Consider the following 20,029-nt stretch of genomic DNA (forward strand, 5'->3'; position numbering starts at 1 on the left):
ATGTGTATAAGAGACAGCCTCAGCGGGGTCCGGGGGCCCAATCCGGGCAATGGGTTATCAGAGGTTATGGCGCGCTATATTGACGAAATCCTGCAGCCCGGCGAGCGGGTGCTGTATTCGACCAATGCGCACTGGATTTTCTATTTTCCGGCCATTCTGGCCTGGATCGTGGCCATCGTTCTGTTCGCCGTTTCCCGCCAGAGCGACACTTACAGCATCATGATCCTGTGCCTGTTCGGCTCCGGCCTTGTGGCGTTGGCTGCCCTGTACTGGACCCTGAAGGGCTGGTTCCATCGCTTCACCACCGAGACCGACGTCACCAATCTCAGGGTTGTGCATAAGACCGGCTTCATCAAGCGCCGCACCTTTGAAATGGCGCTGGACAAGGTCGAGAGTGTCGACGTCGATCAAACGATTCTTGGACGAATTCTCAACTACGGCGATGTGACCATTCGCGGCGTCGGCGAGGGGATCGAGACGATCAAAACCATCGCCTCGCCACTGGCCTTCCGTAGTTCGATCACCACGCGGTAGGACCGCGCGCAATCATGAGCATGCAGCAAGATACTTCCGCTACCGCCAGCCTCTCGCCGGGCTCGACCGTCGATGCCGCCGAGATCGCGAAATTCTCGAAACTCTCGGCCGAGTGGTGGGACCCCAAGGGCAAGATGGCGCCGCTGCACCGGATCAACCCGCTGCGGCTCGGCTATATCCGTGACGCCGCCTGCCGCAAGTTCGAGCGCAATGTGCGCAGCCTCAACTGCCTGGCCGGCTTGCGCGTGCTCGACATCGGCTGCGGCGCCGGCCTGCTGTGCGAGCCGCTGTCGCGGCTCGGCGCGCAGGTCATCGGCGTCGACCCGTCCGCCAGCAACATCGCGGCGGCGAAGCTGCATGCCGACAAGAGCCATCTTGCGATCGATTATCGCTGCACCACCGTGGAGGAGATCGACCCGCGCGAGCGTTTCGATATCGTGCTGGCGATGGAGGTGGTCGAGCACGTCGTCGATGTCGGCGTCTTCCTGAAGCGCTGTGCCTCGATGCTGAAGCCGAACGGCCTGATGGTGGTCTCGACGCTGAACCGCAACTGGAAGAGCTTCGCACTCGCCATCGTCGGCGCCGAATACGTCCTGCGCTGGCTGCCGCGCGGTACCCATGAATGGAACAAGTTTGTCACTCCGGACGAGCTGACCAAGCATCTCCTCGACAACCGTCTCGTCATCACCGAGCAAACCGGCGTCGTCTACTCGCCCTTCGCCGACAAATGGACGCTCTCGTCCGACATGGACGTGAACTACATGGTGGTGGCGGAGGGGATGGTGTGAGGCCCGAGTTTTAGCAAGAGCATCGCTCCTATGACGTGAGCGTGATTGACCTGCTGCCGTGGCGTCGGCAGGTTGCACCATCACTTCCGTTACAGCCCCATCCCCATGCTCACCGTCACCAGCCTCTGGATTCCCTTCACTATCATTGCCGCGCTCGGCCAGGTCGCGCGCAATGCGATGCAGCGGTCGCTCACGAAGCCGCTGGGGACCTGGGGTGCGACCAATATCCGCTTCCTGTTCGGCTTCCCGTTCTCACTGCTGTTCCTGGGTGCCGTGCTGGTCGCAACGGGCGACCATATCGGCATGCCGCCCTCGGTGTTCTGGCCGTGGCTGCTGCTGGGCGCGCTCAGCCAGATCGTCGGGACGGGCCTGATGCTGCTCGCGATGAACGACCACTCCTTCGTGGTGACGACGGCCTATCTCAAGACCGAGGCGATCCAGACCGCGATCTTCGGCTTTGTCTTCCTCGGCGATCACCTGACGTGGCTGAAGGTGCTGGCGATCGTGATCGCCACCGTCGGCGTCGTCATCACCGCGCTGCGGCCCGGCGGCGAGAAGAGCTTCGCGGAGCTGAAGCCGACCATCCTGGGGCTTGTTGCGGCCGCAGCGTTCGCGCTGTCCGCGGTCGGATTCCGCGGCGCCATCATCAACGTGCCGAACGTGTCCTTCGTAACGGCAGCCTCGTTCACACTGGTGCTGGGCCTGTTCGTGCAGACGGCTATCTTGTCGATCTATCTGCTCTGGCGGGCCCCGAAAGTGCTCCAGGCGATCCTTGGCCTGTGGAAGCCGTCGCTGTTCGCCGGCTTCATGGGCGCCTTCTCCTCACAGTTCTGGTTTCTGGCGTTTGCGCTGACCGCGGCGGCCAATGTTCGTACGCTCGCGCTGATCGAGGTGCTGTTCGCGCAAGGCGTGGCGTATTACTCGTTCAAGCAGCCGATCGCGCCGCGCGAGATATTTGGCATCGTGCTGATCGTGGTCGGCGTGGCGCTGCTGGTGGGTTTCTGACGCGCTCTACGCGTCAGTTCCTGTCTTCCGGCAACGTCGGAAGCGGCGAAACCTCGATACCCTCTTCGATCAGCGACTTGGCCTCGTCAGGCGAGGCCTCGCCGTAGATCGGGCGGTGCTCCTTGTCGCCGTAATGCATGGCACGGGCTTCGTTCGCGAAGCGTTCGCCGACATTGTCGGCGTTCTTGACGATATGGTCGCGCAGCTCTTTCAGCTTGGCGCGCAGCTCGCGCTCCTGCGCCATCATCAGCGACGTTGCTCCTGACGGTGCAGCCTCCGGCGCGGCGGTTGTCACCGGCTCCGGCGGCGGTGTTGCGCGACCGCGGCCCTTTTTGGCGACGATGCGCGGCGCCATGATCGCCTTCTCGACCTTGGCCGAGCCGCAGATCGGGCAGGTCACGAGCTTGCGCTTGACCTGCGACTCATAGGCCGACGAGCTCTGGAACCAGCTCTCGAACTGATGGTCGCGGTCGCAATGGAGCGCGTAGCGGATCATGCCGATCCCCGCACCAGGTGCAGATGATCCGGCCACGCCTTGGGATCGGAGACACCGAAGCGGCGGCCGTGCTGGAGCGAGGGGATTGCGCGGCGCGCGGTCTCGACCTTCGCCGGGTCGATCTTGGCCATGATGATACCGGGCTCGACATCGCCCTCGGCGAGAATCTCGCCCCAGGGATCGATGATCAGCGAGTGGCCATAGGTCTCGCGCTTGTTCTCGTGGGTGCCTGCCTGGGCAGCTGCGAAGATGAAGCATCCCGTTTCGATCGCACGCGCGCGCAGCAGGATATGCCAGTGCGCCTCGCCGGTCTTGCGGGTGAAGGCGGACGGCACAGTGATGAAGGATGCGCCGCTCTCGGCCAGCGCGCGGTAGAGCGCAGGGAAGCGCACGTCGTAGCAGATCGTCAGGCCAACGCGACCCCAGGGCAGGTCGGAGATCACTGCGGTCTCGCCCGGCTGGTAATTGGCGGATTCGCGATAGCTCTCGCCGTCCGGCAGCTCGATGTCGAACATGTGGATCTTGTCGTAGCTCGCGAGCACTTGGCCCTCGGGCCCGATCAGGAAGGAGCGGTTGACCGCCTTCTCCGGCGAGAAGCGCAGCGCCAGCGAGCCGACATGGATGTGGATCTTCAGCTCCGCTGCGAGCGCGCGATACGCTTTCAGGGACGCGTCGTCCTCTTCGCTCTGCAGATGCTCGAACAGCGCCTTGCGGTTCAGCTGCATCATGTTGCTGACCTCGGGGGTCTGCACGTAGTCGGCGCCCTTGGCTGCTGCCTCCCGGATCAGCCGGGTTGCCTGCGCGAGGCTCGGCTCGGGCAATAGGCCGGTGCGCATCTGCACCATGGCGGCGGTAAAGGTCCTGTCTTGAGCTTGATCCTGGCTCATGACACCGCCTTGACGCTTTCGAGCATGCCGTCGAGCTTGCCTTCGCGGTCGAGCGCATAGAGGTCGTCACAGCCGCCGATATGGGTTCCGCCGATCCAGATCTGCGGGAAGGTCGAGCCCTGGCCGGCGCGGTCGTACATCTCCTCGCGCCAGGACGGGTTCTTGGCGACGTCGAATTCCGTGAAGGTCGCCTTCTTGCGGGTCAGAAGCGACCTGGCAGCGGAACAATAGCCGCATCCGGGCCTGGTATAGATTTCGACAGCAGCGGTCATGGCGTCCAGCGCTCTCATGTATGAATTCGTTGAATTATATGGGAGTTTACCTGGTCTCGACAACCCGGGCAAAGACCAGCACGTCGACCTGGGCTGCCTTGGCGCGCAGCAGAGCGCGCGCGCAGGCGTCCAGGGTCGCACCTGATGTCAGGACGTCGTCGACCAGGATGATGCGCCGGCCCTGGACCTCGGCCTGACGGTCGGGGGATACCTGGAATGCGCCCTGTACGTTGGTGGCGCGCTGCGCCCGCGACAGGCCGATCTGCTGCTCCGTGGCGCGCACCCGGCGCAGCACCTCTGCTTGCACCTTGACCCCGCTCTGCCGCGCGATGATCTGCGCCAGCGCACCTGATTGGTTGTAACGGCGGCGCCAGGCCCGGCGCCAATGCAGGGGCACCGGTACCAGCATGTCGGCGTCCGCGAGCAGCTCGCCGCCCGCGCGCGCCATCCAGCGGCCCATGGGGGGCGCGAGATCGGTGCGGTCCTGGTATTTCAGCGCATGCACCAGCGTGCGCGCGACGTCGTCATAGCGCACCGCCGCGCGGGCCCGCTGGTAAGCCGGCGGGCTGGCGATCGCCTCCATCGACAGCATGTCGGGGCCGGGATCATAGACGAAGGGGATGCCGAGCCGCGGGCAATAGGGGCGCTCGATGAACGACAATTTTGCCCAGCACGCCGCGCACACGCCTTCGCCATCGACCGGCTCACGGCAGGACACGCACAAGGTGGGCAGGGCGATGTCGAGTGCAAGCCGCGCCGCACGCCCGAGCACGTAACGGCCAGCCATCCAGGCGGCACGCAACGGTGCCGCGATGGAACGGGTGGGAGTTGCTTCGACTTCCATGGGGAGAGGCTAGCGCCGCACACGGCGGATTGCCAGAACCGTCATGATCGGCGTAACCAGCGGCATGGCTCAGACCCCGAAGACCCCGCCCGCCTTGTTCGATCGTGCCTTGCTGCATGCACGGCAGCAGCGCGCGCGGGCACTGGGCGAGGTGACATTCCTGCTCGACCGGGTCGCCGAGGACATGTCCGACCGGTTGGCCGCGGTGATGCGGGAGTTTCACACGCCGGCCGATCTCTGGACGCCAGGCGAGGGGCTCGCAGCTCTGCGCACACGGCTGCCGTCCATTCAGCGGATCCCGCTCGACGCTGCAGGCTCGGAGAAATTGCCGTTCGCGCCTGAGAGCGTCGATCTCGTCGTCTCGGCGCTGGCGCTGCAATTCGTCAACGATCTCCCCGGTGTGCTCGCGCAGGTTCGCCGTGCGCTGAAACCGGACGGACTGCTGCTGGCCGCGATGATCGGCGGCGACAGCCTGACCGAGCTGCGCCAGGCTTTTGCGGCGGCGGAATCCGAATGCGAGGGTGGCGTGTCGCCTCGCGTCGCGCCGTTCGCCGATTTGCGCGACATCGGCGCCTTGTTGCAGCGGGCGGGCTTCGCGCTTCCGGTCACCGACGTCGATCGCGTCGTGGTGCGTTACGACAATGCGTTCGCCCTGATGCAGGATCTCCGCCGCATGGGCGCGGCCAATGTGCTGATCGAGCGTCGCCGCAGCCTAAGCCGTCGCGCGACGCTGCTGCGCATGGCCGAAATCTATGCCGAGCGTTTTGCCGATGCCGACGGCCGTATCCGCGCCACCTTCGACATCATCTGGCTGTCCGGCTGGGCGCCGCACGCAAGCCAGCAGCAGCCGCTGAAACCGGGTTCGGCGAAAGCGAGCCTTGCGGAGGCAGTGAAGAAGGTGGGGGAGAAGTAAGCCCGGCTCGTCAAATCAGCAAATCGATCAAGTGCGGGATCAGCGGAATGTCCGCGGGCGGCATCGGATAGTCGCGCAGCTTGTTGGCCCGGACCCAGGCGAGGCTCTGGCCTTCGCGGGCCGTGACCAGCCCTTCCCAGCGCCGGCAGATGTAAAGCGGCATCAGCAGATGAAAGGTTTCGTAGCCGTAGCTTGCGAAGGTCAGCGGCGCGAGGCAGGGCTCGGCGACGGTGATGCCGAGTTCTTCGTGCAGCTCGCGGATCAGGCTCTGCTCCGGCCGCTCGCCGGGCTCACACTTGCCGCCGGGAAACTCCCAGAGGCCGGCGAGCGTCTTGCCCTCCGGGCGCTGCGCGATCAGGACGCGCTTGTCGGCGTCGACGAGCGCACAGGCCACCACCAGTGTGAGCTTGAGATCCGCCATGATCCCTTAAGACCGGTAATCACCGTTGATCGCGACATATTCCTTGGTGAGGTCGCAGGTCAGCACGCGGTCGCGGCCCTTGCCGAGGCCGAGCGAGACCTTAATCGCGATCTCCGGCGCCTTCATCGCTTCCGACACCTGGGCTTCGTCATAGGATGGATCGCGCGCGCCGCTCTTGGCGACGCGGATGCCGTTGAAGGAGATCGACAGCTTGTCGCGATCGGCCGGCTCGCCGGCCTTGCCAACCGCCATCACCACGCGGCCCCAATTGGCGTCCTCGCCGGCGATTGCGGTCTTCACCAGCGGTGAGTTGGCGATCGACATGGCGATTTTGCGGGCGGAGGCCTTGGTCTTGGCGCCCTCGACGGTGATCTCGACCAGCTTGCGTGCGCCTTCGCCGTCGCGGGCGACCTGCTCGGAGAGATTGGCGAGGATCTGGTTGAAAGCTTTCACGAAGGCCTTCAGGCGCGGATCGCTGGCACGGCTGATCTTGGGCGCACCGTGCGCGGCGGCCGCACCCGTCGCGAAGGCCAGCAGCGTGTCCGAGGTCGAGGTGTCGCCGTCGATCGTGACCGCGTTGAAGGTGTCCTCGACGCCGGCCTTGAGCAACGCCTGGAGCGCAGCGGGCGCGATCGGCGCGTCCGTGAAGATGAAGGACAGCATCGTCGCCATGTCGGGCGCGATCATGCCGGCGCCCTTGGCCATGCCGTTGATGGTGACCTTGGCCTTGCCGAGCTTCACGGTCGCGGTCGCGACCTTCGGGAATGTGTCGGTGGTCATGATCGCCTTGGCGGCCGCAAGGTAATCGCCTGCTTCCGCTGATACGGCGAGTCTTTCCAGCACACCGTCGAACTTGGTCGCGTCCAGCGGCTCGCCGATCACCCCGGTCGAAGCCAAGAAAATCTCGCTTTCGCTGCAGCCGACCGCCTTGGCCGCGATCTTCGCGGTCAGCGCGGTCGAGGCACGGCCGGTCTTGCCTGTGAAGGCATTGGCATTGCCGGAATTGACGACCAGCGCGCGGGCCTTGCCGCCCTTCAGCTTGGCGCGGCACCATTCGACCGGCGCGGACGGACACTTCGACTTGGTGAAGACGCCGGCGACGGCGGTGCCCTTGTCCATGATCGCCAGCAGCACGTCGGTGCGGTTCTTGTAGCGGATGCCGGCTTCGGCCGTCGCGAGACGGACGCCCGCGATCACGGGCATATCAGGAACGTTCTTCGGAGCGAGCGGGGAGACGGCTGAGGACATCGCGGGGTGCCTTGGTGAGGTCTGGATATGCAGATGGCCGGGCGATGCCCGGCCATTGCGATGCTTAGATACTCTTGGCGTCAGCGAAGTGACAGCAAATTCTTACTTCTTGGCGGGAGGCGCCATCTTGCTGTCGGCCGGCTTGGCATCGGCAGGCTTGGTCGCGTCGGCCGGCTTGGCGTCCTTGGACGCGTCGGCCTGGTCCATCCGCTCGACCTTGGCATCCGCGCGGAGCTTGGCGACGTAGTCGGCCTGGGCCTTGCGGGTGACGTACTGCTCGATCTGGGGCTTGACCTGCTCGAAGTCGGGCGCCTTGCGATTGCGCTTTTCCTCGACCTTGATGACGTGCCAGCCGAACTGCGACTTCACGGGGTCGGAGATCTTGCCCGGCTCCAGCGCGAACGCGACCGCCGAGAATTCCGGCACCATCTGTTCCTTGGTGAAGAAGCCGAGGTCGCCGCCATCGGCGGAGCCCGGATCCTTGGACTTCTTCTTGGCGAGTTCGGCGAAATCGGCGCCCTTGTCGAGCTCGGCCTTCACCGCCTTGGCCTCGTCCTCGGTCTCGACCAGGATGTGGCGGGCGCGCACTTCCTGCTCGCCGGTGATCTGCTTGGAGGCCTCCTCATAGACCTTCTTCATCGCATCGGGGGTCGTGGCGGCCTTGCCCTCGTTGGCGAGCAGGCTGTCCATCAGCAGGCGGTTGCGGGCGAACGCCATCCGCTTCTTGAACTCGTCGCTGTCGGCGACCTTCTTGTCCTCGGCGGCCTTGGCCACGATCTTCATGTCGATCAGGAACGACAGGACGTTCTCGTCCTTGGTCGCCGGATCCATCTGGGCGAGGCTCGGTCCGAGCTCCTCCTCGGCCATGGTGACGTCGCTCTTCTTGATTTCAGCGCCATTGACCTTGGCCAGAACGGGATCGTCGGCCGCCCGGAGCGGGCCCGCGAACGCCAGGCACAGCGCCAGGGCCAGGGAGCCAGCCAGGGCGGACGCATGGCGAAAACGCTGGCCGGTGGTTACCGGGAACGAGGTGGTCATGGAAAATCCTTATGTTGAAGCGGGGGGCTGCTTGAGCGGGGCGGACACTCGCCCAATTCAGGGGGCCTTGGCAACGCGAAAAGTCTGTCAAAATGATGAATTAGCTGCAATATGCCCGCCGTTGACAAGGCCCTGACCGGGCCATATCTCTGCGCGGTCGCGACCATGGCGATGGCGTTTATTTTGCTGCGTTTTTGGCCGTTGAACCCAGACTAGCCCACTTCCCACCCATATGGCGGATGAGCCCCGAAAGTCCGGGCTCTGGCGCCGGAAGGCGTCACGGTGAGTTGATAGGCCCGAGGGTGACAACTTTCTTAGGCCAACGCGGTTAAATCGCGAACACAGGAACTAGGCATGATCGGCGCGCTCGCCCGCAAGTTTTTCGGCTCCGCCAACGACCGGCGGGTGAAGGGATACCAGTCCCGCATCAACGCGATCAACGCGCTGGAGCCCGAGCTCGCCAAACTCTCCGACGAGGCGCTCAAGGCCCGCACCGCCGAGTTCAAGAAGCAGCTTGCCGAAGGCAAGACGCTGGATGACCTGCTCGTGCCCGCCTTCGCCACCGTGCGCGAGGCGGCCAAGCGCACGCTCGGCCAGCGCCATTTCGACGTCCAGCTGATCGGCGGCATGGTGCTTCATGAGGGCGACATCGCCGAGATGAAGACCGGCGAGGGCAAGACGCTGGTCGCAACGCTCGCGGTCTACCTCAATGCGCTCGCCGGCAAGGGCGTCCACGTCGTCACGGTCAACGACTATCTCGCCCGCCGCGACTCCGGCTGGATGGGCCAGATCTACGGCTTCCTCGGCATGACCACGGGCGTGATCGTCCACGGCCTCGACGACGCCGAGCGCAAGGCGGCCTATGCCTGCGACATCACCTACGGCACCAACAACGAATACGGCTTCGATTATCTGCGCGACAACATGAAGTACCGGCTCGAGGACATGGTCCAGCGGCCGCACTTCTTCGCCATCGTCGACGAGGTCGACTCCATCCTGATCGACGAAGCGCGCACGCCGCTGATCATCTCCGGCCCGCTCGACGATCGCTCGGACTTCTACAACACCATCGACAGCTTCCTGCCCAAGCTCGACAAGACCGATTACGAGGTCGACGAGAAGCAGCGCACCGTGACGCTGACCGAAGGCGGCATGGAGAAGATCGAGACCTTGCTGCGCGACGCCGGCCAGCTCAAGGGAGAGTCGCTCTACGACGTCGAGAACGTCTCCGTCGTGCACCACATCAACCAGGCGCTGCGCGCCCACACGCTGTTCACCCGCGACAAGGACTACATCGTCCGCGACAACGAGGTCGTCATCATCGACGAGTTCACCGGACGCATGATGCCGGGCCGCCGCTATTCGGAAGGTCTGCATCAGGCACTGGAAGCCAAGGAGCACGTCCAGGTCCAGCCCGAGAACCAGACGCTGGCCTCGATCACCTTCCAGAACTATTTCCGCATGTACGAGAAGCTGGCGGGCATGACCGGCACGGCCGCGACCGAAGCGGACGAACTGTTCGATATCTACAAGCTCGAGGTCGTGGAGATCCCGACCAATCTGTCGATCGCGCGCCTCGACGAGGACGACGAGGTCTACCGGACGCAAAAGGAAAAATACCAGGCGATCCTCGCCGAGATCGAGCGCGCGAACGCGCGGCTCCAGCCGGTGCTGGTCGGTACCGCCTCGATCGAGAAGTCGGAAGTGCTGGCCGAATTCCTGAAGCAGAACGGCTACAAGCAGATCGATTTCGGCAAGGAGAACGCGCTCGACAAGCTCTATGCCGCGGCCCGCGCCGGCAAGCCGGCAAAGCTGTTCGCAGTGCTGAATGCGCGCTTCCACGAGCAGGAAGCCTATATCGTGGCGGAGGCCGGCGTGCCCGGCGCGATCACGATCGCGACCAACATGGCCGGCCGTGGTACCGACATCAAGCTCGGCGGCTCGCTGGAAATGCGCCTCCAGCAGGAGACCGCAGGCATCGAGGACGAGGCCGAGAAGGCGAAAAAGGTCGAGCAGATCAAGGCCGACATCGCGCACTTCCGCGATCTCGTGCTGAAGGCGGAAGAGACCGTCGAGGTCGAGCCGGCGAAGGGTTCGAAGCCGGCCAAGACCGTGAAGAAGCCCGGCGGCCTCTACATCATCGGCTCCGAGCGGCATGAATCCCGCCGCATCGACAACCAGCTGCGCGGCCGGTCCGGCCGTCAGGGCGACCCCGGCCGCTCGAAATTCTTCCTTTCGCTGGAAGACGATCTGATGCGCATCTTCGGCTCGGATCGCCTCGACAGCATGCTGCAGCGTCTCGGCCTGCAAGAGGGCGAGGCGATCATCCATCCCTGGATCAACAAGGCACTGGAGAAGGCGCAGCAGAAGGTCGAGGCCCGCAACTTCGACATCCGCAAGAACCTCTTGAAGTTCGACAACGTCCAGAACGACCAGCGCAAGGTGATCTTCGACCAGCGCGTCGACCTGATGAAGGACGACAGCGTGGCGGAGACCGTCACCGACATGCGCCACGCCTTCATCGACGATCTCGTCGCCAAGCACGTGCCCGAGCATGCCTATGCCGAGCAGTGGGACACAGCCGGCCTGAAGGACGAACTGAGGCGCGTGCTCGATCTGGACCTGCCGGTCGACGACTGGGCCAAGGAAGAGGGCATCGCCGACGAGGAGCTCCTCAAGCGCATCGAGACCAAGGCCGACGAGCACATGGCGGCCAAGGTCGCGCAATGGGGCCCCGACGTGATGCGCTACGTCGAGAAGACCATCCTGCTCCAGACGCTCGACCATCTCTGGCGCGAGCACCTGATCATGCTCGATCATCTGCGCCAGGTCATCGGCCTGCGCGGCTACGGCCAGCGCGATCCCTTGCAGGAGTACAAGACCGAGGCCTTCAACCTCTTCCAGGAGATGAGCGCGCACTTGCGCGAAGCGGTCACTGCGCAGCTGATGCGGGTCGAGATCGTCCCGCCGGAGCAGGAAGCTCCCGTCCTGCCGCAGATGGAAGCGCACAAGTTCGATCCGAACACCGGCGAAGACGAAATGGCCCTCGCCAGCGTCACGCTGGCTCCGCAGCACACCGACGCCGCGCTGCGCGACCCGAAGAACCCGGCAAGCTGGGGCAAGGTCGGCCGCAACGAGGACTGCCCGTGCGGCTCAGGCAAGAAGTTCAAGCACTGCCACGGGCGGTACGCTTAAGGCGTGAAAGGTGAGGCGTGACGTTGGCGCCTTCACTCTCCACCGTCGTCGCCCGACCAGTGCGCAATTGCGCCCCAGGACCGGGCGACCAAATACGCCGCGGCTTCTCGGCTCAATCACCTCAGCCTCTGGAATACTGGATCGCCCGATTAAATCGGGCGATGACAGCTGAGCGTGGGGTGCGCGATTTTCGCAACCGCTGCGCGCCCGCGCCTCAATTCGAGCTGTCGATCAAGCTCTCCAGCAGCCGCTTCAATTCGCTTGTCGACTTGTCGCCGTAGCTCTCCAGGATGTGCTCTTCCTGGTCCACTGCGAGCGAGTTGAGCTTCTTGGACAGCACCTTGCCGCGGTCGGAGATGAACATCAGCACCTTGCGGCGGTCGTTGGGGTCTTGCACGCGATAGACCAGCGCGTCGGAGACCATGCGATCGATCATCTTGGTCAGCGTCGGATGGTTGAGCAGCACTGCGTCCGCAAGCTCGCCCATCGAATGGCCGTCGCCGTCCGACAGCACTTTCAGGATGCGCCATTGCTCGACTGGAACGCCCTCCTTGCTCAGGCGCAGCTCCAACTGCCGGTTGATCTCCCGGTTGGCTTGCGCGAGCAGGTAGGCGAGGTGTTCGGTGATGGGAGCGTTCGATTTTGCCACGGCTAAGACTTCGTCTTGACCCGAATGAGTGAATGTCTTGCAATCAATGCTGCATCTATATGCACTTCAATTGTTGAATATTCAATATTTTCAAAATAGGATCATTGCCCAACAAAAGGGCGGATGCCGGGGCCGCCTGCTCAACGTGCTTTCAGGTCTGGTGCCAGACAGGAGTTGGCGTGCGCACGACGGTAAATTTCCCGGCTCACGGCGGTCCGGTGTTGCCGCCGTCCCTGCTGTTCAGGAATCTGTCGTCATTGGCGGCTGACGGCGCGCTATTGCCGAGCGATCATGCCCTGTTCAAACGGCGAGGCGCCAACAAGCTGCGCGTCGGCGGCTTCATCTGCTGCACCGGCTCGCCTGGCGTTTGGGGGCCCTGCGCTACCAACAGCGCGCAGCTCGCGGTCGCCGAGATCAACAAGCGCGGCGGCATTCTCGGCCGCGAGCTCGAACTGTCGATCTACGATGCCGGCGGGCCGCTCGACGAGGTGCTGAATCGCGCCGAGCAGGCCATCGCGTTCGACGAGGTCGATGTGATCCTGGGCCTGCACACCAGCGCGGTCCGTGTCGGCTTGCGCGACGTCACCACGCGGCATCGCATCCCCTATATCTACACGCCGGTCTATGAAGGCGGCGAGCGCACGCCGGGCGTGATGGCGATCGGCGAGACGCCGCGCTGGCAGAGCCGGCCGTCGATCCATTGGCTTGCCGACGTCAAGAAGGCGCAGCGCTGGTACCTGATCGGCAGCGACTACGTCTGGCCCTGGCAATCGCATCGCGCCGTGAAGGACTACATCAGGGAGACCGGCGGTTACGTCGTCGGCGAGGAGTTCGTTCCTCTCGGCGAGGACAATCACGAGCCGCATCTGGCGCGCATCCGCGCCGCGCGGCCCGACGTGGTGCTGATCTCGTTGATCGGCACCGACAGCAGCACCTTCAACCGCGCCTTCGGCGAATGCGGCCTCGGCGCCACCACGCTGCGGCTGGCGGGGGCCATGGACGACACCGTGCTGCTCGGCATCGGCGCCGACAACAGCGAGAACCTGTTCTGCGCCTCCGGCTATTTCACCGGCACAGGCGCGCGCGCCAATGACGACTTCCAGAGCCGCTACCGCGCGATGTTCGGCCCGAATGCGCCGCCGATCGGCTCGGTCGGCCAATCCGCATACGAAGGCCTGCGCTTTCTCGAAGCGGTGGCCAACAAGGCTCGCACATTGGCGATGGCGCCGATGCTCGCAGCCGGCCGCAATATCGTCTACAGCGGCGCGCGCGGACCGGTCACCGTCCGCAATGGGCACGCGCGGATGCCGATGCATCTCGCTGAAGCCGACGGTCTCGATTTCAAACTGATCAAGCCGATCTGATCCGCGAAGCCGCCTGCGGACGCGCCTTTGCAAAATAATACTTGAAAAGGAAAATATTTCCGTTTTGAATGTATGTGCGAGGCCGGTGGTGCGCGCGTCGTGCCGGGGCGGCCCCGCCCAAACTTTCCAAGGACTCGCTTCAAGAAACTTCAGGAGAGCGCCGTGACAGTTGCCCTTCCCACGCCAGCCCAGCTTCGCAGCGTCGCCGCGCAGTGCGGCCTTTCGCTGACCGACGACGATGTCGCCTCGTTCCGCGGCCTGATGCAGGGCTCGATCGAGGCCTACAATCTGGTGGCCGCGATGCCGGACGAGGTGCCGGAGGTGAAATATCCGCGCACGCCGGGCCATCGGCCGTCGCCGGAAGAGAATCCGCGCAACGCCTGGTACCGCAAATCCACGGTGAAGGGCGCGGCGAGCGGCAAGCTCAAGGGCAAGACCGTCGCGCTGAAGGACAACATCATGCTGGCCGGCGTGCCCATGACGAACGGTTCGTCGACGCTGGAAGGCTACGTGCCCGATTTCGACGCGACCATCGTCACGCGCATGCTGGATGCCGGCGCCGAGATCGTCGGCAAAACCCATTGCGAGCACTTCTGCCTCTCCGGAGGCAGCCACACCGGCTCCTATGGTCCGGTGCACAATCCACACAAGATGGGCTACTCGGCCGGCGGCTCGTCTTCGGGCTCCGGGGTCGTCGTCGCGCTCGGCGAGGTCGATATGGCGATCGGCGGCGACCAGGGCGGCTCGATTCGCATGCCGTCCTCGTTCTGCGGCATCTACGGCATGAAGCCGACCTGGGGCCTCGTGCCCTATACCGGGATCATGCCGATCGAGATCTATGTCGATCATACCGGCCCGATGACGGCGACGGTTGCCGACAACGCGCTGCTGCTCGAAGTGCTCGCGGGCGACGATGGCTACGATCCCCGCATCAAGGCACCCAAGGTCGAGGAATATACCAAGGCGCTCGGCCAGGGCGTCAAAGGCATGAAGATCGGCATCCTCAAGGAAGGTTTCGAGCAGCCGGGCGCAGAGGCTGCGGTGAACGAGAGCGTCCGCGAAGCGGCGAAGCGATTCAAGGATCTCGGCGCCAGCGTCGAGACGGTATCGGTCCCGATGCATCTGCTGGGCGGTGCGATCTGGACTCCGATCGGCACAGAAGGTCTGACCCAGACCATGATGTTCGGCGACGGCTACGGCCTTTCCCGCGGCGATCTCTATTCGACGTCGCTGATGGATTTCCATCGTGGCTGGCGCCGCCAGGCCGATTCGCTGTCCGAGACCACCAAATTGTTCATGATGCTCGGCACCTACATCAACAACAACTTTGGTCCGCGCTTCTACGGCAAGGCGTTGAACATCTCGCGGCGGCTCACGGCCGCCTACGACAAGGCGCTCGGCGATTACGACCTCCTCCTGCTGCCGACGACGCCCATGAAGGCGACGAGGCTGCCGGAGCCGACCGCCAGCCGCGAGGAGTATGTCGCACGCGCGCTGGAGATGATCTCCAACACGGCGCCGTTCGACATCACCCATCATCCCGCGATGTCGCTGCCCTGCGGCATGATCGACGGCCTGCCGGCCGGCTTGATGCTGGTCGGTCGCATGTTCGAGGAATCCACCATCTACCGCGCCGCGCATGCCTTCGAGCAGATCGGCGACTGGAAGAAGATGTGAGGGGGAGACGCAATGCAGGCGGACGGGACAGCATCGTATGGCTAACGCGTTCGTCGCGGCCTTCGAAATCCTGAGCTTCGGCGCGATCATCGTCCTGATCGTGCTGGGGCTCGGGATCATCGCCAGCATGATGGGCATCTTCAACTTCGCGCAGGGCGAGTTCGTCCTGCTCGGGGCCTACATCACCTATCTCGCCTACGCCAAGGGCCTGCCGATTTGGGCCGGCATGGTCGCCGCGCCCTTCCTGGTCGGCGGGCTCGGCTTCGTGCTGGAGGCGCTGATCATCCGCCGCTTCTACACCGCGCCGATCGTGGCCATGCTCGGCACTTACGCGCTCGGCCTGATCATCCGCGAATCCGTGCGCGGGCTGATCGGCGGCTTCTATCTCACCGTGCCCGAGCCGATCGGCGGCTCGATCGACATCGGCACCATGCACATCTCGGCGTGGCGCTTCACCATCATCGTCATCACGCTCCTGGTCATGGCGGGCTGCTATCTCTTGCTGTCGCGCACCAGCTTCGGCTTGCGGATGCGCGCCACGCTGGAAAATCCGTCGCTGGCGCGGGCCTCGGGCATTTCCACGCCTCTGATGTACGGCGCCACTTTCGCGTTCGGCTCGGCGCTCGCCGGCCTTGCCGGCGCGCTGATCGTGCCCGTGTTCAGCCTCTATGCCGATCTCGGCATCCGCTTCCTGATCCAGGGTTTCGTCGCCGTCATGGTCGGTGGCGTCGGCTCCTTCATCGGCCCTGTCGCCGGCGCCGGAGTGATCGGCACGCTCAGCGCCGCGCTGCCCTGGATCATGGCGCCTGTGGTCGCCGATGTCCTCGTCTTCGTCCTTGCCATTGCCTTCATCAAGTTCCGGCCGCAGGGCCTCATCGCTGGAAAAGGGGTTTAGTCATATGTTTGATGGTCAGCTCTCGCGCCGCCGCTTCCTGTCCAATTTCGCCTTCGCGTCCGGCGCGGTCGCAACCGGGGTAGGCAGCTGGGTGATTCCCGCGCCCTGGGCCAACGCTGCCGAAGCTCCGATCAAGGTCGGCGTCGCGACCGACCTCACCGGCCCGATCGCCTATGCAGGCAATGCCGACGCCAATGTCGCCAAGATGGTGATCAAGGAGGTCAATGCCTCGGGCGGCCTGCTCGGCCGTCCGCTTGAGCTCTACATCGAGGACACCGCGTCGAACGAATCGGTGGCGGTCGGCAACGTGCGCAAGCTGATCCAGCGCGACAAGGTCGACATGGTGCTGGGCGGCATCAACTCTTCGATGCGCAATGCGATCAAGGACCCGATCGTGGCGCGCGGCAAGACGCTCTACATCTATCCGCAGCTCTACGAAGGCAAGGAGTGCACGCCTTACCTGTTCTGCACCGGGCCGACGCCGGCGCAGCAATGCGACGAGTTCATCCCCTGGCTGATCAAGAACGGTGGCAAGAAGTTCGCGCTGCCGAGCGCGAATTATGTCTGGCCGCACACGCTCAACGTCTATGCCCGCAAGGTGATCGAGGCCAACGGCGGCGAGGTCGTGTTCGAAGAGTACTATCCGCTCGACCAGATCGACTTCTCCGCGACAGTCAACCGCATCATCTCCAACAAGGTCGACGTCGTCTTCAACACCGTCATCCCGCCCGGCGTCGGTCCGTTCTTCAAGCAGCTCTATGAAGCGGGCTTCCTCAAGAATGGCGGGCGGCTGGCCTGCGTCTACTATGACGAGAACACGCTCAACATCAATCAGGCGAATGAGATCGAAGGGCTCGCCAGTTGCCTCGATTATTTCAAGGTGCTGACCAAGGAGAACCCGTTCGACGCGAAGATCCAGGCGGCTTACGAGAAGGATTTTCCGGGCAACTTCCTGTTTGCCGCCGGTAGTGCCGCGACCGGCACTTATCGCGGCCTCAGGTTGTGGGAAGCCGCCGTCAAGGAAGCCGGCAAGATCGATCGTGAATCGGTCGCCGCTGCGCTCGATCATGCCAAGATCGCCGAAGGCCCGGGCGGGCCGGCCGAGATGGTGCCCGGCAAGCGCCACTGCAAGATGAAGATGTACACCGCGGTCGCCAAGGGCGGGAATTACGAGATCGTCGCCCGCAGCGAGGGTCTGGTCGACCCCAAGGAATGCTGAGGCGGAATGCCGAAGTCGATGAGTGTGCTAAGAGAGGCCATCGCTGGCGACGAAGCGGACGACGCGATGGCTGAACGCGTGGCAGCGGGACAGGCCAGACAACAGGTCAAGGCAAGACGAAAAGTCCTGCCCATCGTGGAGGGCGTGGTGCTCGTCGCGGCGCTGCTCGCCCCGCTGGTGCTGCAGGACTATCTCACGGTGTTCGCAACGCGCGTGATCATCCTTGCGCTGTTCGCGCTGTCGTTCGACCTGGTCTGGGGCTATGCCGGCATCATGAGCTTTGGCCAGGCGCTGTTTTTCGGCTCGGCCGGTTATGGCGTCGCGCTGCTCGCCCGCGACTTGGACATCACCAACATCTTCCTGGTACTGCCTGCGGGCACGCTGATCGGCCTGACCTTCGCACTGCTGCTCGGCGGCTTCCTGCTGCTGGGCCGGCATCCCTCCAGCGTGATCTTCGTCTCGCTGGGCACGCTCACCGGCTCCTACGCCGCCGACCGCCTGGCGCGCGGCTGGTATTATCTCGGCGGCCAGAACGGCATTCCCTCGATCGCGCCGATGACATCAGGTGGTTATGAATTCTCGGAGGGGCCGGCGTTCTATTATCTCGTGCTCGGCATCCTCGTCGTGGTCTATCTGCTCTGCCGTTTCCTGGTGCGCTCGCAGTTCGGCCTTGCGCTCGCAGGCCTGCGCGAGAACGAGCAGCGCATCGCCTTCTTCGGCTACAAGGCGCAGCATTTGAAGGCGATTATCTTCGCGATCGGCGGCGCCATCGCCGGCCTTGCCGGCAGCCTCTATGCCTTCCACGAAGGCTTTGTCTGGCCCAACATGGTCGGCGTCGTGGTCTCGACGCAGGTCGTGCTCTACGTGCTGTTCGGCGGCTCCGGCACGCTGATCGGCGCCGTCATCGGCACCGTCATCGTCGAGGGCGTCAGCTTCTGGCTGTCGGACAATTACCGCGACATCTGGCCAATTATTTTGGGCGTGTTGCTGCTGCTGGTGATCCTGTTCCGGCCGCTCGGTCTGATCAGCTTCGTGCTCGGCGAGCGCGAGCGGGTCGGCAGCTTCGGTGCCAAGATCAAGGGGAAGCAAAATGCCGCTCCTTGAGGCCGCGGGCGTCTCGAAGATTTTCGGCAAGCTCACCGCGCTCGATGGCGCAGCGCTCACCGTCGGGGAGAACGAGTTTCACGGACTGATCGGCCCGAACGGCTCGGGCAAGAGCACGCTGATGAAATGCATCGCCGGCGCCGAGGTGCCGACGCAGGGCAAGGTGAGCTTCGTCAACGCCGACATCACCGCGTTCACGCCGACCGAGCGGGCGCGAGCCGGCATGAGCCTGAAATTCCAGATCACATCGGTGCTGCCCTCGCTGACGCTCTACGACAACATCCTGCTGGCGCTGCAGGCGCAGTCCTCGCTGCTCGATCTCGTGTTCTCGCGCACGCGCGGCGCGCTGCACGACCAGGTCATGACCATGTTGACGCAATTCCGGCTCGCCGACCGCGCTTTCGAAGCGGCGGCCGCGCTCTCGCACGGCCAGCAGCAATGGCTGGAGATCGCGATGGCGCTCGCGGGCAAGCCGAAGCTCCTGCTGCTCGACGAGCCCACCGGCGGGATGAGCCTGGAGGAGCGCCGTGTCACCGGCGAACTGCTCCAGCCGATCAAGAAACATTGCTCGCTGGTCATCGTCGAGCACGACCTCGATTTCATCCGTGACATCTGCGACCGATTGACCGTGCTCGACCAGGGCAGGGTGCTGGCCTCAGGCACCGTGTCGGAGATCCAGGCCAACCCGTCCGTCCAGGAGATCTATCTGCGCCGTGCCTGAATTTTTGGACATCAAGCATCTCGACGCCGGCTATGGCCGCAGCCAGGTTCTGTTCGACGTCAGCCTCGGCATCCCCTGGCGCGGCGGCGTCGCCGTGCTCGGGCGCAACGGCGCCGGCAAGACCACCCTGATGAAGACCATCGTCGGCGAACTGCCGGCGTGGAAAGGCGAGGTCGGCTTCGACGGTCGCGACATCAGCCGCCGCCGGCCCGAGGAACGGGTGCGTGCCGGGATCGGCTATGTGCCGCAGGAGCATTCGGTGTTCGCGCGCCTGTCGGTGCGCGACAATCTCGCGGTCGGCTCGCTCTTCAACAAGGATGCGACCGCGGTCGACCGCGTGCTGGCGATCTTCCCAAAACTCGGCCAGCGCCTCGACCAGCCCGCCGGCACGCTGTCCGGCGGCGAGCGCAAGATGCTCGCCATCGGCCGCGCCATGCTCGGCGATCCGAAGCTGCTATTGCTCGACGAGCCGACCGAAGGCGTCTGGATCGGCGTGATCGAGGAGATCACCGAGCGCCTGATCGAGCTCGCCAGGAGCATCGCCGTCATCATCGTCGAGCAGCACCTCGACCTCGCACTCCGCGTTGCCGACTATGCCTATGTGCTGGACCGCGGCCGCGTCGCGCTGCAGGGCGAAGCGGGCGAGGTGAGGGGCAATCCGGAATTGATGCGGTACCTGGCGCCGTAGGATTTGGCGAAGCCGCCGCTCTTGCCCAGAACTCAACTGTCATGTCCCGGCTTCGCGGGCGGGGACCGCGG

General features: G+C 64.4%; 20 protein-coding genes. 12 read left to right on the forward strand and 8 right to left on the reverse strand.

Annotated features, from left to right (window positions below):
- Nucleotides 1–66: 66 nt before the first annotated feature.
- From IF809_RS18390 to IF809_RS18400, 3 genes are all read left to right on the forward strand, one after another.
- A complete protein-coding gene (locus tag IF809_RS18390; RefSeq protein ID WP_462838192.1) occupies nucleotides 67–534 on the forward strand; it encodes a PH domain-containing protein in 468 nt (155 codons plus the stop codon).
- Between the two features lie 14 nt (nucleotides 535–548).
- Nucleotides 549–1,322: a bifunctional 2-polyprenyl-6-hydroxyphenol methylase/3-demethylubiquinol 3-O-methyltransferase UbiG gene (ubiG, locus tag IF809_RS18395; RefSeq protein ID WP_462838133.1), complete on the forward strand. Its 774-nt coding sequence runs from the start codon at nucleotides 549–551 to the stop codon at nucleotides 1,320–1,322.
- A 105-nt stretch (nucleotides 1,323–1,427) separates the two neighbouring features.
- Entirely contained in the window at nucleotides 1,428–2,327 is a 900-nt protein-coding gene (locus tag IF809_RS18400; RefSeq protein ID WP_128963557.1) for an EamA family transporter, read from the forward strand.
- Between the two features lie 13 nt (nucleotides 2,328–2,340).
- Here the strand turns inward: IF809_RS18400 and IF809_RS18405 are convergent, their stop codons facing one another.
- The 4 genes from IF809_RS18405 to IF809_RS18420 are packed head-to-tail and all read right to left on the reverse strand — an operon-like array spanning nucleotide 2,341 to nucleotide 4,826.
- Entirely contained in the window at nucleotides 2,341–2,823 is a 483-nt protein-coding gene (locus IF809_RS18405) for a DUF1178 family protein (RefSeq protein ID WP_128963558.1), read from the reverse strand.
- Nucleotides 2,820–3,710, reverse strand: coding sequence for a carbon-nitrogen hydrolase family protein (locus IF809_RS18410; RefSeq protein ID WP_462838134.1), 891 nt, complete (start codon nucleotides 3,708–3,710; stop codon nucleotides 2,820–2,822). The genes IF809_RS18405 and IF809_RS18410 overlap by 4 nt, the downstream gene beginning before the upstream one ends.
- Nucleotides 3,707–3,982 carry a glutaredoxin 3 gene (grxC, locus tag IF809_RS18415; RefSeq protein WP_092293492.1) on the reverse strand — a complete coding sequence of 92 codons (276 nt, stop codon included), beginning with the start codon at nucleotides 3,980–3,982 and terminating at the stop codon, nucleotides 3,707–3,709. Before grxC ends, IF809_RS18410 begins: the two co-directional genes overlap by 4 nt.
- A gap of 46 nt (nucleotides 3,983–4,028) precedes the next feature.
- Nucleotides 4,029–4,826 (reverse strand): ComF family protein, encoded by a 798-nt coding sequence (locus IF809_RS18420; protein ID WP_128963560.1) that lies wholly within the window; start codon nucleotides 4,824–4,826, stop codon nucleotides 4,029–4,031.
- Between the two features lie 43 nt (nucleotides 4,827–4,869).
- On the opposite strand from IF809_RS18420, the gene IF809_RS18425 reads away from it, so the two are divergent.
- The gene (locus tag IF809_RS18425) at nucleotides 4,870–5,739 is read left to right on the forward strand and encodes a methyltransferase domain-containing protein (RefSeq protein ID WP_462838135.1); all 870 of its coding nucleotides are present in this window, start codon (nucleotides 4,870–4,872) and stop codon (nucleotides 5,737–5,739) included.
- A gap of 10 nt (nucleotides 5,740–5,749) precedes the next feature.
- On the opposite strand, the gene IF809_RS18430 is transcribed toward IF809_RS18425, so the two are convergent.
- The 3 genes from IF809_RS18430 to IF809_RS18440 all read right to left on the reverse strand — a co-directional run bounded on the left by IF809_RS18430 (nucleotide 5,750) and on the right by IF809_RS18440 (nucleotide 8,446).
- Nucleotides 5,750–6,160, reverse strand: a complete 411-nt coding sequence (locus tag IF809_RS18430; RefSeq protein ID WP_453981490.1) for a (deoxy)nucleoside triphosphate pyrophosphohydrolase — start codon at nucleotides 6,158–6,160, stop codon at nucleotides 5,750–5,752.
- Between the two features lie 6 nt (nucleotides 6,161–6,166).
- Nucleotides 6,167–7,408 carry a bifunctional glutamate N-acetyltransferase/amino-acid acetyltransferase ArgJ gene (argJ, locus tag IF809_RS18435; RefSeq protein ID WP_462838136.1) on the reverse strand — a complete coding sequence of 414 codons (1,242 nt, stop codon included), beginning with the start codon at nucleotides 7,406–7,408 and terminating at the stop codon, nucleotides 6,167–6,169.
- Nucleotides 7,409–7,510: 102 nt separating this feature from the next.
- Nucleotides 7,511–8,446: a peptidylprolyl isomerase gene (locus IF809_RS18440; RefSeq protein ID WP_453981492.1), complete on the reverse strand. Its 936-nt coding sequence runs from the start codon at nucleotides 8,444–8,446 to the stop codon at nucleotides 7,511–7,513.
- A 354-nt stretch (nucleotides 8,447–8,800) separates the two neighbouring features.
- On the opposite strand from IF809_RS18440, the gene secA reads away from it, so the two are divergent.
- Nucleotides 8,801–11,641 (forward strand): preprotein translocase subunit SecA, encoded by a 2,841-nt coding sequence (gene secA / locus IF809_RS18445; RefSeq protein WP_462838137.1) that lies wholly within the window; start codon nucleotides 8,801–8,803, stop codon nucleotides 11,639–11,641.
- A gap of 214 nt (nucleotides 11,642–11,855) precedes the next feature.
- Here secA and IF809_RS18450 read toward each other — a convergent pair whose 3' ends face one another.
- A complete protein-coding gene (locus IF809_RS18450; protein ID WP_092293089.1) occupies nucleotides 11,856–12,290 on the reverse strand; it encodes a MarR family winged helix-turn-helix transcriptional regulator in 435 nt (144 codons plus the stop codon).
- 179 nt (nucleotides 12,291–12,469) lie between these two features.
- Between IF809_RS18450 and IF809_RS18455 the strand changes: the two genes are divergently transcribed.
- The 7 genes from IF809_RS18455 (at nucleotide 12,470) to IF809_RS18485 (ending at nucleotide 19,958) form a co-directional block, all read left to right on the forward strand.
- Nucleotides 12,470–13,654 (forward strand): substrate-binding domain-containing protein, encoded by a 1,185-nt coding sequence (locus tag IF809_RS18455; RefSeq protein WP_462838138.1) that lies wholly within the window; start codon nucleotides 12,470–12,472, stop codon nucleotides 13,652–13,654.
- A 162-nt stretch (nucleotides 13,655–13,816) separates the two neighbouring features.
- Nucleotides 13,817–15,331: an amidase gene (locus IF809_RS18460; RefSeq protein WP_453981494.1), complete on the forward strand. Its 1,515-nt coding sequence runs from the start codon at nucleotides 13,817–13,819 to the stop codon at nucleotides 15,329–15,331.
- Nucleotides 15,332–15,368: 37 nt separating this feature from the next.
- Nucleotides 15,369–16,226, forward strand: a complete 858-nt coding sequence (locus IF809_RS18465; RefSeq protein ID WP_462838139.1) for a branched-chain amino acid ABC transporter permease — start codon at nucleotides 15,369–15,371, stop codon at nucleotides 16,224–16,226.
- A 4-nt stretch (nucleotides 16,227–16,230) separates the two neighbouring features.
- Complete coding sequence (locus IF809_RS18470) at nucleotides 16,231–17,445, forward strand: substrate-binding protein (RefSeq protein WP_462838140.1); 1,215 nt, start codon at nucleotides 16,231–16,233, stop codon at nucleotides 17,443–17,445.
- Nucleotides 17,446–17,451: 6 nt separating this feature from the next.
- Complete coding sequence (locus IF809_RS18475) at nucleotides 17,452–18,549, forward strand: branched-chain amino acid ABC transporter permease (protein WP_462838141.1); 1,098 nt, start codon at nucleotides 17,452–17,454, stop codon at nucleotides 18,547–18,549.
- Complete coding sequence (locus IF809_RS18480) at nucleotides 18,536–19,270, forward strand: ABC transporter ATP-binding protein (RefSeq protein WP_462838142.1); 735 nt, start codon at nucleotides 18,536–18,538, stop codon at nucleotides 19,268–19,270. The genes IF809_RS18475 and IF809_RS18480 overlap by 14 nt, the downstream gene beginning before the upstream one ends.
- The gene (locus tag IF809_RS18485; protein ID WP_453981497.1) at nucleotides 19,263–19,958 is read left to right on the forward strand and encodes an ABC transporter ATP-binding protein; all 696 of its coding nucleotides are present in this window, start codon (nucleotides 19,263–19,265) and stop codon (nucleotides 19,956–19,958) included. Before IF809_RS18480 ends, IF809_RS18485 begins: the two co-directional genes overlap by 8 nt.
- Nucleotides 19,959–20,029 lie beyond the last annotated feature (71 nt).

The organism is Bradyrhizobium sp. UFLA06-24, from assembly GCF_054967145.1.